At 33.6% G+C, this 15,667-nt stretch carries 8 protein-coding genes; all 8 read right to left on the bottom strand.

Annotation, left to right across the window (positions count from 1 at the left end):
• Nucleotides 1-6: 6 nt before the first annotated feature.
• Nucleotides 7-1,938 (bottom strand): glucosamine-6-phosphate deaminase, encoded by a 1,932-nt coding sequence (gene nagB / locus DG435_RS15475; RefSeq protein WP_199852717.1) that lies wholly within the window; start codon nucleotides 1,936-1,938, stop codon nucleotides 7-9.
• A 39-nt stretch (nucleotides 1,939-1,977) separates the two neighbouring features.
• Nucleotides 1,978-3,792 (bottom strand): sodium:solute symporter family protein, encoded by a 1,815-nt coding sequence (locus DG435_RS15470; RefSeq protein WP_106794006.1) that lies wholly within the window; start codon nucleotides 3,790-3,792, stop codon nucleotides 1,978-1,980.
• A 234-nt stretch (nucleotides 3,793-4,026) separates the two neighbouring features.
• Nucleotides 4,027-4,899, bottom strand: a complete 873-nt coding sequence (locus tag DG435_RS15465; protein WP_106794010.1) for a sugar phosphate nucleotidyltransferase — start codon at nucleotides 4,897-4,899, stop codon at nucleotides 4,027-4,029.
• A 28-nt stretch (nucleotides 4,900-4,927) separates the two neighbouring features.
• Nucleotides 4,928-6,028, bottom strand: coding sequence for a mevalonate kinase (locus DG435_RS15460; RefSeq protein ID WP_106794011.1), 1,101 nt, complete (start codon nucleotides 6,026-6,028; stop codon nucleotides 4,928-4,930).
• 208 nt (nucleotides 6,029-6,236) lie between these two features.
• A complete protein-coding gene (locus tag DG435_RS15455) occupies nucleotides 6,237-7,616 on the bottom strand; it encodes a DUF3472 domain-containing protein (RefSeq protein ID WP_106794007.1) in 1,380 nt (459 codons plus the stop codon).
• 23 nt (nucleotides 7,617-7,639) lie between these two features.
• Nucleotides 7,640-10,960 (bottom strand): VCBS repeat-containing protein, encoded by a 3,321-nt coding sequence (locus DG435_RS15450; RefSeq protein ID WP_108840633.1) that lies wholly within the window; start codon nucleotides 10,958-10,960, stop codon nucleotides 7,640-7,642.
• A gap of 70 nt (nucleotides 10,961-11,030) precedes the next feature.
• A complete protein-coding gene (locus DG435_RS15445; protein ID WP_106795121.1) occupies nucleotides 11,031-12,686 on the bottom strand; it encodes a RagB/SusD family nutrient uptake outer membrane protein in 1,656 nt (551 codons plus the stop codon).
• Between the two features lie 21 nt (nucleotides 12,687-12,707).
• A complete protein-coding gene (locus DG435_RS15440; protein WP_106795122.1) occupies nucleotides 12,708-15,650 on the bottom strand; it encodes a TonB-dependent receptor in 2,943 nt (980 codons plus the stop codon).
• Between the last annotated feature and the right edge of the window lie 17 nt (nucleotides 15,651-15,667).

The following is a 15,667-nucleotide window of genomic DNA, read 5'->3' as shown; positions in this document are numbered from 1 at the left end:
ACAGAGCTAAACTTCTTTTTTTTGATTCTTTTTGTGACTATCATATTTTACAAAAGCTTCTATAGCAGCATAATCGGCTAGTCCCAAGGCATTGTATTTTTGTGCAGTATCTCTATTTCGTTCTTCTGCCCGCATCCAGAATTCTCTTGAGTCTTCTCCCTGAAACATCACCCCATCTTTTTGTGATTGATGACAAAAAATAGCATGTCGTTTTTTTAACACCTGATCCGGACTCATGGGCACAGCCATTTCAATTTCATGAATATCCCATTCGTGCCATGCACCACGGTATAACCAAACCCAGCAATCTTTCATATACGGTTCTGTTTTTAATTGTTCTAAGGCTGCAAATAAAGCATCCAAACATACCTTATGAGTCCCGTGTGGATCTGCCAAATCACCTGCCGCATAAATCTGATGTGGTTGTATTTCTTTTATTATTTTACACATAATGGCAATGTCTACTTCTGATAATTTGTCTTTTTTTATTTTACCAGTTTCATAAAATGGCAAATCTAAAAAATGAACATTACTATCGTTTAATCCCAAATACCGTGTTGCTGCAAATGATTCGCTTCTTCTGATAAGCCCTTTCAGTTTCATTGTTTCTATAGTATCAACAATATATTCGTTTTTATCAGACAGCGTATTAATAATTTTTTGGGCTACTGTTGAATCTGAATTTAATCTCTGACTTACCTCAACAAATTTTAAAGCTTCCTGGTTTGATACCGCTATATTACCAGATGTTTGATAAACCACATGAACCTCGTGACCTTGCTCAACTAACCTGTCAAAAGTTCCTCCCATAGAAATCACATCATCATCTGGATGTGGACTAAAAATGATTACTCTTTTCTTTGTTGGGATAGCTCGCTCTGGTCTATTACTATCATCAGCATCTGGTTTACCTCCAGGCCACCCCGTAATAGTATGCTGTAATTTATTAAACATTCTAATATTTAAATCATAAGCAGAACCTTCTTGCACCAATAATCCAGACATCCCATTATCGTTATAATCTTTATCTGTTAGACTTAGAATACTCTTTTTTGTTAATTCGCATAACCAGATAATTGCTTTATTCTTTAATACTTCTGTCCATATTAATGAACTCACCAACCAAGGTGTTTTATTTCTAGTTAATTCTGAGCCTGCCTCGGTATCCAACACAAAAGTTGTGTTTTGGTGATTTTGAAGATATGTCGCAGGTACTTGAGAAGAAACATCTCCTTCTATAGTTTCTTTGATAATTGCTGCTTTGTGCTGCCCCCATCCTAATAATACGATACGCTTTGCTGCTCTTACGGTAGCAATCCCCATAGTTATAGCTTTTCTAGGAACATTTTCTATACCCAAAAAAGAAGGAGTCGCATCTACACGGGTAATATGATCCAATGTTATCATTCGTGTACCCGAATTATAATGAGATCCTGGTTCATTAAAACCTATATGACCTGTTCTTCCTATACCTAATAACTGAAAATCTAACCCTCCTGCTTCTTTAATTTTCATTTCATAATCAATACAATACTGATAAAGGTCTTCGCTATTTATTTTTCCGTCAGGGATATGAACATTCTCAGGAAGTATATCAATATGATCAAAGAGATGTTCATACATGAAATAGTAATAACTCTGTATATTTTCTATATCCATTGGATAATACTCATCTAGATTGAAAGTTATTACATTTTTAAAACTCAAACCTTCTTCATGATGCATTCGTACTAGTTCTTCATATACCTTAATCGGAGAAGAGCCTGTTGCTAATCCTAAAACACAGTGTTCATTTTTTTGTGATTTTTCTTTTATAAGATTAGCTATTTCTTTAGCCACTACTACAGAAGCTTCATTAGAATTCTTAAAAATTACGTTATGTATTTTCTCGAATCGTGTTTCCTCAAATTGACCCGCCGGTTTATAATTGATGTTCATCTTTCCTTTTGTTATTTCAATAATTTTTTTAATTATATTTTATAATATATTAGCTTTTATTCTACTCCATATTTTCAGAAGAAAGTATCCAGAAACAATAGCTAGTAACGTTAATAGCAGCGCATAAGTCGTGTGTCCATATATCCAATATCCCGTGGCAAACATGATGCTATATATCAACACACACCCTAGTATCATTGCAAGAATACCAGCAGGCACACTCCAACCTTTTGAGGTGTTTTTTAAGGTAATTTCTTCATCTTTTGCTTTATCAATTATGGGGCGCCATCCAGGCCCTCCTGGTTGTGTCTTTTTATAAAAATCATGTAATACTTCTTTACTTTCTGGTTGAGTTAAATACGTAGCTATCAACCAAGCAATAGTGGTTAGAAAAACGACTACAGGGAATTCTGACCAATCCGGAAATATACCGTCTTCGGCTCCAAAAAAATAGACTCCGACCGGTGTTAGTTTTAGCACTAGAGAAATGATTCCAGAAGCAAACATTGCCGTAATTTCGCTCCAGGCATTAATACGCCACCAAAACCATCGTAAAATAAATATTAAGCCTGTTCCTGCTCCAAAAACCAATAACACTTCAAATAACTGTAAGGCATTTTGTAAAAGTAATGCCAAAAGCGCACTAAAGATCATCAATACTACTGTTGCAATTCTACCTACTGCCACCAATCGCTTCTCAGAAGCATTTGGATTAATTTGTTGTTTGTAGAAATCATAAACAATATACGAAGATCCCCAATTTAATTGTGTAGAAATGGTACTCATATATGCAGCTATCAAAGAGGCTAAAACTATACCCAATAATCCACTTGGTAATTTGGTAAGCATTGCAGAATACGCCAAATCATGACCTAGTTTATCTTTTGTAATATTAGGAAAGGCATCTTGTATACTTGTTAAATCTGGAAATACCACTAATGATGCCAGTGCTACAATAATCCAGGGCCAGGGGCGTAATGCATAATGCATTATATTAAAAAAGAAGGTCGCTCCTATTGCATGGTTTTCATTTTTGGCTGCCAGCATTCGTTGTGCGATATAACCGCCACCGCCCGGTTCTGCTCCAGGGTACCAGGAACTCCACCATTGTACCGCCAATGGTATAATCAGTAATGTGATTATAGCGCGTTTATCACTAAGATCAGGAAGTATCGAAAGTTTATCTACTACATTCTCATTTGTCATTAAAGCTGCTATACCTCCTACTTCTGGTAAATTAACCAAATAATATGCAGCTCCAATTGCACCACCCATAGCAACAAAAAACAGTATAAAATCGGTATAAACCACGCCTTTAAAACCGCCAATTGCACTAAATATAACTGTTATCAATCCAGCGCTAATTACCGTTTGCCAGGGTTCTAAACCTAACATAATACTTCCTATTTTAATAGCAGCCAAAGTTACCGCAGACATTGTAATAACATTAAAAATAACACCTAGATATATGGCTCTGAATTTTCGTAAAAATCTTGCTGGCTTACCGCCATACCGTAATTCATAAAACTCTAAGTCTGTGCTTACATTTGATTTTCTCCATAATTTGGCGTAAACAAATACAGTTAATAAACCAGTGATTAAAAATGCCCACCAAACCCAATTACCGGATACTCCATTTGTTCTTACAATATCGGTAACCAAATTAGGAGTGTCGGTAGAAAATGTCGTGGCAACCATAGATAATCCCAGTAACCACCATGGCATATTTCTTCCTGATAAAAAAAACTCTGATGAATTCTTTCCTGATTTTTTAGACACCCATATACCAATAAATAAGGTGATCATAAAAAATGCAATTATCAATACATAATCAAAAGTGCTAAGGGATACCATTATATTTTTTTAAATTCATAATTTATTGTAATACTCTACAGCTTTTATTAAATGATCATAGCCGTTGCGTATTTTGACATTTTTTGATCTAAAATTCGTCAATTCGAGTGCTTCGACTATAGGAAGAAATATATCGAGCCCTTCGATATACTCAGGATGACAAGAATTTTGGATCAAAAAGCTATTCTCGATAGTTCTACTGAGTTTGCCGAAGTACACTTTTTCTTCATTTTATTACTCCCAATTTAATTTAGAGTAATGTTTGTTTAAATACTCTTTTACTGCTACTATATCTTCTTTTGCTGTTAAATCTGGTACATGTTCTGAAAAAGGTATTCCTATAGCTTCATTTGGATGCTCTTTTAACATGTTTAAAAGAACCGTTGGTAATTCCTTTTCATTTCTTTCGGGGTGAACAGGACAGTTTTTTAAATAGGGGTAAATAGCACTACCATCAAATTTAAAAGCATTCATACTAACCCGTAATTTACCTTCTTTGTCTTTATAGCTATTCACCTCTTCTTGAGATGGTTTCTCTATAATATCTAACAAATGGTTTACCTCATCCAATTTTGCAAGTGCGAAACGTGAAATTCGTTCTGAAGGGAACTCCATTGCATCTCTATTATAACTAATAAAAGCATTTTTATTTGATGTAACTCTTAATTCATGTAATGCGTCTGATGAATATAAGTTATCACTATTGCACACGGTATAATAGCTTTTGTTTAATTCGGGATATTGCTCAACAGCCTGAAACAATGCATCTGCGGTTCCAAATGGTTTTATTCTTCCCTCAGGAATGTATTGAATTGCAAAAGATATGCTAAGGCCATGAAAATCATTATCCTTATCACTATTACCATAAAATTCTTTGAATAATTCACCTTGTTCGCTTATGATGATATAAATCTTTTTGTAGCCTGCATGTTTTGCATTATACAATAGATAATCCATAAGAGGGCGTCCATTTGGACCAACACCAATAAGGCCTTTACTTCTTTTATTTGCTTGTTCGATTTCCTCATCACTTAAGCCTTGGTGTGAAGATTGTTTCTTCATTCTGGATGAAGCACCACCAGCTAAAATTATTAAATTTCTATGCATTCGATAGTTTATTTTTTGTTTACTGTTTTTAGAGTATTCTTGCGCCGGGATCCACCTTAACCAGATAAGCATCTTTTCCTCCGGCTTTTATAATTTCATCAATAACTTGTTGTTCTTTTCCTTCTGGAGCAATAGCAACAATACTACCTCCTTTACCCGAGCCTACAATCTTTGCTCCATAGGCACCAACTTTTAAAGCGCCTTCAATCATACAATCAATTTTGGGTAATGTTATTTTTAAAAAATCCCTTAGAATAGCGTGATGTTCATTCATTAATACACCTATTTTTTCTACATCCAAGTGATCTTTCTTAAATTCTGAAAGGGCTTTTTTGGTAATATCATGGTTTGATACAGCGGCATAAAAAAAAGGTTCTAATCTATCCGGGAGATGATGAGATAATTTTTTCACATTTCTCTTTTCGACATTTTCTATATTAAAATTTTCATGACACATTGCCAATGTATGTATAGCTTGCCAAGCGTTTTCTTTTAATTCATTTAAAACACCTATTGTTTCTTTTGGGATACCAGATTCTCCTATAATTAATCCCGGTATTGGGCGATCAAATAATTCATATGAATTATTTTCTCCAGTTTCCAAATACATAATATTTCCCAAACCAATGCTGTATTGGTCCATTTTCCCTCCAGGATTTCCGTGTTCTAAAACTTCGGCTTCATATGCTATTTGTGAAATCAATTCTGGTGTGATTTTATCATCTGCTCCAAAAGCTTCTAATAAAAACTGAACCCATGATACTACTACTGCAGAAGAGCTAGAAGTACCTGCATTTATTGGCAGATTTCCAGAAATCGTAATATCATATCCAATATTAGGAATACAACCATATCTTCTTAATACTTTAAGTGATGATCGTAGATGATCTCCTTTTTCTACACTCCCAATTTCATCATAAATATCAATACTTCTTTTTTTACCAATATCTGGTTTATTGATATTAAAGGTTTTTTCTTCATTTTTTAAAGCCGTTAATTTAATATGCCTGTTTATAGCACATGCTATAACTGGAAGACCTAAATAATCTTGATGGTCTCCAAAAAGACATGTTCTCCCCGGAGCAAATGAAATCAATTTACTTTTTCTGTTAACTTTGTTCAAAATCATGCTATTATATTCCATATGTTTTATCTGCTTTAGCAAAATAAAGCCTCTGAATAATGTTTAATCATCAAAGGCTTTTAAACTAACTAATTCAAAAAACTATATTAAAATTTCGTTCTGGATAAAGTGACGTTATATGCTTTGTAATGTTTCCTTTTCATATTTGTGATCTTCTAACAAAACTTCTAAGCTTTTATAATCTATACCGTCATTACTTATTTTTTTTATGCATTGCATTTACTTTTTGTAGAGATCCTGAACTTTGCAAAAGCGAAAAATCTATATTTGGTTTTACACCATTTGCTGTTCGAGAAAACTCGGTATTCATAGTTGTATTTTCATCAAAGAATCCACAGTTTTTCATGTAAAATGAATTTCCTTCTACACCACCCGAATAATCAAGTCTAGCCTCATTTCTAGCCGTAGCATCTGCAGTAAATTTAGCCTTAACCAATTCGTGCCATTGACCTTGTGTGTCATATACCCATTGATTCGTGTATTTACCCTTTCTTGAAATAAAACCTGTATGTGTGCTGAAGTTTTCTAGAAATGAATGAAATCTTTTTAGATATGTATTTGTATGTGGTCTTCTAAAACTTGCGATTAATTTCCACTCATTTTCTTCTGGTGCATAGAAATATGCCGTGTAATCTGTACTGTTGTTGATCGAGGGTTCTCCTTTTAATAAAAACTTATATGTGTTTTCAGATTTCCAATCAAACACTTTATAACTCTGCCCTCCAGAACCTTCTCCTCCAAAATTTCCATCTGTTACTCCTTCTCCTTTACTTAAAAGGATTACTTTATAGTCATCAGGAATTGTACTTGGATCATCGGTAACAAAGGGACTCCATACAGAAAATAATATTCTTCTTTCGGTATCCGAATTAACTTGTATTCCGAAATATCCTTCACCAAAACCATTTGCCATAAAATAAGACCCAACCACATCTTCTCCTTGTGGTACTGTAATCTCATTATAGAAGTACATTATTTCTTTATCCTTAGGCATTTCATAAGTTAAATGAACAGAAGGGCCTCTTCTTCCAAAATGAAAACTAAAGTCTTCTGGTACAAAAGAAACACCACTAGCTGTAGCTGGCCCACCAATAAGAATTTTGTTGATATCACCAATGTATTCACCTGCTTTTTGAAGTCCTTGAATTTCAATAAAGTTGTACCCTGATTTAATTATATCAAACATCCCTATTTCAATATTTTTATAAGACGTATTATCAATAACTACTTCTTTTGTTTTATCTCCTACTGTTACTCGAATAGTTGATGGTCCTACTTCTGATTTAATATTTAAACCAAGGTGTAATTCACCTGTTAACTTTGTATGAAAATAAATGCGAATAACATCATCTAATGATGTCCAATTATGAATACCCGAATCATGAATTAAAACGGCATCCTGCTTAGTACTATTTATTGCCCAACTATTACCTCCTGAAGGGATAGCTATTGATAGGTCTAACTTATCATTACTTCTGGCGTCAAGAGGTTTTTTATCCGAACTACAAGCCAGTATGCAAGTACTCACCAATAAGAGTACGATTTTATCAATTGATTTTTTATAATTCTTCATTATTTTATATTCATCATCTTTATTTAGTTAACTTCATATAATTGATGCTTACTATTATTATTTACGACAATAACAGCTTTCTTTTTTCGAGTGGTTATCAGCAACATATTTCTCACGTCTTTATCTGCATAAAATCCAGTTTCAGTATTTTTTACAGGCTTAAATTCTCCTTTTGAAATCCCTTTTAGATAAACGCCTATCCCTGCATCTGCACGAGTTGTTTCTACCTCTGTATGATAATTATTTCCTGCCATGAGCAAGTCTTTAATCTGATCGCCATCAAAATCTTCATAAAGAATACTATTAATCGGGCTCATTTGAGCTTCTAATGGAAATGGGGTGAATTCAAAACCAGTGCTGTTATTCATAAAAACACCAGACCTGAATTCTGTAACTTGATAATGAATAGCAGATTGAAAAGTCTCTCCTATTATTTCCTGAATATCACTATTAGCAAAATCACTGTACGTTTTCACTCTTTCTTTTAAGTATGGTATTTGTTCTGCTGTACAATGTTTTCCTCTCACAGGAACTTGCTTAGATTTATAATACTTGGCTAGCATAATATCTTCTGTACCATTATTATCAAAATCATTTGTATACACATGAAACGGTTTTTCATTTGATGCTTCATGTTTGAAGTTTAACCCTAGATTTCCTGCTATTATATCCTTATCTCCATCATTATCGATATCGACTACTAAAATCTTATTCCACCAACCCTTGGTTGATGATAGATTGTTATACATTTCTTTTTTAGAAAGCGCTCCGTTATCATTAATAAAAACTTCAATACCCATCCATTCTCCTGTCGTGATAAGATCCAAATCATTGTCGTTATCTATGTCATTCCATTCTGCACTAGTCACCATACCAATCTTTTTTAGTTCTGGTGCCAAATCATCTGTTTTATCTATAAAATTTCCACCCTCATTAATTAACAAGTAGCTTGCTGGTGCATACGGGTATTTTCCTGGAATTACACGACTCCCTATAAATAGGTCCATATCTCCATCCTGATCAAAATCTGAAGCTTTTACAATAGAACCTGCAGTAGTAATAGCTGGTAATTTTGATTCTGATCTACTAAAATTATATCCGCCCTCATTAATATATAATCTATCTTGTAATAGCGGTGAACCTGGATCAAACTCATAGCTTCCACTTGCTACATATAAATCTTTATCGCCATCATTATCTGCATCAAAAAAACATGCGCTTACATCTTCATATAAACTATCTTTTATAAAATTCTGTACAGGTATCTTTTTGAAATTTCCATCTTGTGAAGCAATTAATAATTGTGCAGTTTGATTATGAGCCCCTCCTATAAAAAGATCTTCTAGCCCATCATTATTAAGGTCTGTTTTTGCTATCGCAGGTCCTGTTTGCGATAATTTATGTGGTAACAATAATTGCTTATCAAAATCATTGAAAGGAATTTCGGTATGTATAACATCTAATAAAGTTTCTGTAAAAACCGTATTAGGTGCTGTATTACTACTTGGTTTTACTGTTTTAACACTATTAGTGTAATCAATACTTAATAATTGGTTTGTTTTTACATTAGTAAGATGTTGTCTATTCCCATCAGACCAAATAATCTCAATTTTGGGAACTACAGTATCTTTTCCTAATCCAAAATGTAATGTATTCGACATAGAAGAAAGATATCCTCTAGCGTTTATGAGTTGTCGAGTTAATATTTCTCCATCATTCTGGTATATTTTTACAGTTGTCCCAACTCCGAATACATTCTTTTTCAACCCTTTAAAAGTAAATTGCAAAAAATTATTATTATTAATTCTTCTTGCGTTATTTCTTAGTATCGTTGCATTTTCATCCAAATTATTAGTAACAATATCCAAATCTCCATCATTGTCTAAATCAACATATACGGCACCGTTTGAAAACGTCGGCTTTTCATCTGACCAATCTGCAGTTATATTATCAAATTTTAGATTTCCTTGATTTTTAAATAAATAATTAGTTAGTTTTTGTTGGGGTAATTTTTGGGTGAATTCGTAAAAGTCTTTTTCTTTTAGGGTATTTCTTTTATCGTTGATAGTATTGTTAATTTCAATATTCATATCACGATCAACAACATCTCTATAAATACCATTGGTGACATAAATATCATTTAATCCATCCAAATCAAAATCGGCAAAAAGAACAGACCAACTCCAGTCTGTTTGAGCAAGACCAGACATATGTGCAACCTCACTAAAGGTGCCATTTCTGTTATTTAACTGCATTACATTATGCATATACTGATGGTGATGATCATTTTTAACCATTTCATTAAATCGATCAATAGACATCATAGACATGGTTGTCTTGGATCGAACATGATCTTCTGGGCTCATATCTAAAACCATTAAATCATTAAACCCATCGTTATTAATATCTCCAATGTCGCTTCCCATACTATAGTATGAAATGTGCTTAAAAAGTGAACTCTTTTTATCAGAGAAGGTTCCATTTTTATTATTTATGTATGCAAAATCAGGTCCTATAAAATCATTAGACACATAAATATCCTGCCAACCATCATTATTAAGATCTCCTACCTGCGCATTAAGTCCAAAACCTATATCTGGTAAAATTCCTGCTTGTACCGAAACATCTGTAAAGTTTCCTTTTCCGTCATTATTATATAACTTATCACTACTTCTAAAAGCTTGTGTTTTTTTGCTATTCTGAATTTTATTTACCTCTACTATCTTACCAGATAAATCAAACTCGCCTGGAGCATTAGCAATATAAACATCTAGATCTCCGTCTTTATCATAATCAAAAAATGTAGATGCGATCGACCGATTAGTATCTGCTAAACCATGACGCTTTGCTTGTTCTGTAAAAGTGAGATCTCCATTGTTTATGTATAGCATATTGGCTAATTTCTGGTCTCCTTCGTACCAACCAGCTCTATTGATGTAGATATCTAAAAAACCATCATTATTGATATCAACTACAGATACTCCGGTATCAAAACCAGCTCTTTTTTTTATCCCGGATTTTATAGTAATATCTTCAAATTGAAAATTCCCTTTGTTTAAGAAAAGTTTATTATGATAGATATTAGAGGTAAAGAAAAGGTCTTCTAATCCATCATTATTAAAATCGGCAGCGGCTACTCCACCGCCGATATAGATATATAAATATTTATAGTAATGTAGTTGTTCGGATTCTAATATTTTATTCTCGAAAGTTACTCCTGTAATTTCTGTTGGTATTTTTGTAAATAATTTCTCTGATGATAGTTTATCTATCGGATTCTTACAAGAACACAACAAGGTAAACACAAAAAATACAATCCAAGTTTTATATATATAAATCCGCATGTTTATGATATAAGGGTATTTTAACTAGTAAAACAGCATAGACCTCGTAAGAAGCCTATGCTATTATATATTAATCATTTTGAATTAGTGATGGCTGTAAAATGATCTGTTGTTCTGGGATAAACTCTACAATTCTTGGGTGTGTAGATGGTATTTCCAGAAAAGCATTTGTTCCATTTAAATGCGTCCCAGGGTATTTTCTATTCATTGTACGACCATTTCTATAGACATCATACCTTCTATGCCCTTCATAAGCTAACTCTAATCTACGTTCTTCTAAAACAACATCTAATATGGTTTTTCCTGTTGGGATATTGGCTAATGTATATGCAGGGATACCTGCTCTCTCTCTAATGATATTTATATTATCCAATGCCAACTGATCCACACCTCTTTTTGCTAAGGATTCTGCTTTGTTTAAGTACATTTCTGACAGACGAGATACCATTGGTGACCATAGGTGTATGTCATTTTCTTGTAATGATGCTTTTAGAATATAGAATTTTGGGTGACCATTACGTTTTTTAAGATCAACCCCTTTAATAACATCCTGTCTCCCACCGGTACCATTAAAATAATATATGGTTTTACCATCTACAATTTCAGACTCTACAGTGTATGTATTCCCATTATCTTCAAACGTGGTTATTCCTCCGCTTTCGGTTGTATTTCTAAATTCATATTTATACTCATCGTTTACCCAATACACAGCAGGGATTTCGTTTTGATCACCATCTTTTTCTGGCTGCGGCTCTATAAATGATTTTCTTGCATCGCTAGGGTTTTTGTCGATTAAGTCCAAATATGTTCTCGAAGCATACATCTCTCCCCAGCCTTTACCTTCGACATTGGCATAAAAAGATCCTATTGTAAACCAGTCATCTGAGCCTCCTAAAAGATCTGTAGCAGAACTTAATGTTACAGCAAAAATAGCCTCCTGATTTTGATCAGGTATTAATGTATTCATTTTAGAAAACTGATCTGTTGAGAGTAAAGCATAATTTCCAGATGCAATAACCTTATCAGCATATTCTTCTGCTCTTATATTATCTTCTTTATATAAGTATACTCTGGACAATAATGCTTGTGCGGCTTCTTTTGAAGCAAAAGATGCTCCTTTGTTCATTGTCATTAAAGATTCTGCTTTTTCTAAATCTTTAATGACCTGAGCATACACTTGCTCTACTGTATGTCTGTCTGGTCTATCTGTAATATTTGATGTTAATTTTAGCGGTACCGACAAATTCGAAGTACCTTGATTATAAGGTCTTCCAAATACATTTCCCATCTGGAAATATGTAAGTGCTCTTAGGTAATAATTCTCTCCTAATAATTGATCAGTTTCAGGAGATTCTCCTTCGATAATTTTTTCAATAATTACGTTACATCCTACTGCTATTTTATAAGAATTACGCCAAAATCGTTCTACTCTAGAATTGGTTTTTATGGATTGATAATTATATAAAAAGAATAAATGATCAGTTGTACCTCCACTAAGGCTTATATTATCTCCTGCATATTCTGATATTCTATGTAGATCATCTACCCAACCATCAAAACCTTTATCACCTTTTAACAAGGCATAATTACCAATTGTAGCTGTTTCAATCGATTCTGGATCTGAAAATAATTCATCTACTGAAATCTGTTCATAAGGGTTCTTTTCTAACTCACAGGAATGCAGTATAAATGCAATAACCGGCAGTAGTATTATTAATTTTTTCATACTATTATTTTTAAATGTTTTTTAAAATGACACGTTAACACCTAATACATAGCGTTTTGGTATCGGATACGTTAATCCAGGACTTCCTGATAAACCAATATTATTAGGGTCATTTGGATTACCAGTAACTGCCGGATCAACACCACTATACTTTGTAAATGTTAACAAATTGTCTCCGGCTACATATACATTAAAGTTGCTTATTCCTATTTTACTTAAGATATCCTGTGGCAAATTATATGATAGTGTAACATTTGTCATTCTTAAATAACTAGCGTCTTCTAAATAACGAGATGAACGCTTATTAGAGTTATTGTTACCACCTTCAACAACTAAGGGGTGTGTTGCTATATCTCCTGGTTTTTCCCATCTGTTCCAGTCATCGGCTAATACTTGCTGGTTGAAAGTAGTATAGAATCCGTCTGAGTCAAACAATTCTCTGGCGCCATTATATAGTTTTCCTCCTTTAGAGAAATTAAAATTGGCAGAAAGTGATATATTTTTATAGCTTAATCTAGAATCGAATCCTCCTATAAAATCTGGTGAGGATGAATCAACAATTTGTAGAGTAGCATCATTCCAATTACTAGTTTCTGTTCGTGCTCCAGTATCAGGGTCAACGACTTCCCATAGCGGATTTCCATTGTCTGGATCAACACCTAACCATTTTCTTATATACCATGAACTAGAATCTTCTCCGATTTTAAATATTTTTGACCCTCTAGGGATTTCTGTTTGTCCATCAAACAACTCTGTAATTTCATTTTTATTAAACCCTATATTAAACCCTAAATTCCATTCAAAATTTTCACTTTGTATAACATCGACTGAAATCGCAGCTTCATATCCTGTATTGGTAAGTCCTCCTACATTCTCCCAAAACCCGCTATATCCAGTAACATCAGGTAAATTCACGAAGTACAACAGATCAGATGTGTCTTTGTTGTAATATTCAAACGTTGCGCTTACCCTATCAAAAAGTCTTGTGTCAATAGCAATATTTGCTTCATACGATTTTTCCCAACTTAAATCTGGATTTCCTAATTGATCTAATACTGCTCCCGGAGTCCCAATATATTGTGTATTTAATCTATATGTGCCTTGGTATGGGTATAAAGATGATGGTCTGTTTCCTACAGATCCATAACTCGCACGTAATTTAAGCTCATTAATAGCCTTACTATTAAAAAACGCTTCATTATGTATGTTCCATCCTGCCCCCAGTGAGAAGAAATTACCGTATTGGTCATCTAATCCAAAATTTGAAGCTCCATCTCTACGTATAGAAGCTTTTGCATAATATCGATTGCTAAACCCATAATTTGCAGAGAGAAAAAATGATTGTAATGCGTAATCATTCTTGAATCCACTTATCTCTCCAGTTTCACTCGCAACATTTAAAACTTCTGTTCCTGCAACAATACCATTACCGGTAACGTCTACATTTTCATACACATAGTTGTTATACTCATATCCTCCTAAAGCAGTTACAGAATGTTCTCCGAATATATTTGAATATTGTAATATCTGAGTTGTTAATTTGGTAAATCGCTCGTCTATTCTATCATTTATACTACCACCTGTGGCCAATCCGGAAATTGATCTGGGATCTGTGTATATTTTTGATTTATAGCGATAATATGTAAAATTATTTACTGATTTAAAAACCAGGTTGGGTACAACTTGATACTCAAAATCAAAGTTTGAACTTAGGTTAAATGTATTATCAGAGGAGTAGTTCCATTGCTGATCATATAAATAATTTCTTTGGTCTCTACCTAACCAATTAGAGTCTTCTTGTGCATTAATTGGTTTACCTTCTGCATCAAAAGGATTATCCCAGGGCAAGTTTAAATACAATTCATACAAGGGAGCCTCCGCGATTTTATCTCTATTGTCAAAGCTAAACGATAATTTAGGGCTTACTTTTAAACGTTTTGTAATGTCATAATCCAAATTCATTCGATACGTATACCTATCTAATTCATTACCCCGCAAGGTTCCTGTTTCATTATAGTAACCTCCATTGATGTATAGTTTTAGTTTTTCGGTTCCCGAAGTAAACGATACGTTTACATCCTTAACAAAACCATCTTGAGTTCCGTTTTCGATCCAATCATAATTTCGATCTAATAATTCTGGAGCAAACCAGGGTTGGGAATTTGCGAATTGTGTATGATACTCATATAATTGTCGCGAATCCATAACTTCAAATTTTCCAGTATTAAATGTATTTATAGCCACTTTGGAGCTTACACTAATTTCTGACTTACCTGAAGTTCCTCGTTTTGTAGTAACAATGACTACACCATTTGCTCCACGAGATCCATAAAGTGACGTCGCAGAAGCATCTTTAAGTACCGATACAGATTGAACATCATTTGGATTAACTATAGGTATACTATGTTGTATTACACCATCAATCACCCATAATGGGGTTACTCTACCTCCTAAAGATGAAGAACCTCTTATTAATATATTTGGTACGGATCCCGGACTACCACTAGAAGCACCCAAACGCACCCCTGCAACTTTTCCTTGTAGCATAGTTGTCACATCAGGCGTTGTAATATCTTTTAGTTCTTCAGATTTGATATTCACTATCGATGAGGTGATTGTTCCTCTCTTTTGTGCGCCATAAGCCACAACAATAATTTCCTCTAATTGACTAACATCTTCTTGTAGGGTAGTATTTATTTTTGTTTGCTCATTTACCACTATTTCTTGTGAAATAAATCCTACATAAGATATTTCAAGAACATCTTTTTCGTTAGCTCCTATTGTATAATTTCCATCAAAATCCGATGACGTTCCTTTGGTAGTGTTTTTGATTAGGATAGAAGCTCCAACGATAGGTCTACCCGACGTGTCATAAATTGTTCCTGTTATTGTTTTTTCTTGAGCTAATATGCTACTTGTGAGAGTACATATGACGACCAATAGAATAATTTTTAATTTTTCCATATATTATGATTTAGTGA

Origin of the sequence: Aquimarina sp. Aq78 (assembly GCF_900299525.1) — a bacterium.
Lineage (GTDB): Bacteria > Bacteroidota > Bacteroidia > Flavobacteriales > Flavobacteriaceae > Aquimarina.
Note: the sequence above shows the minus strand (reverse complement) of the source record. Positions and strands in the feature narration are given on the sequence as shown.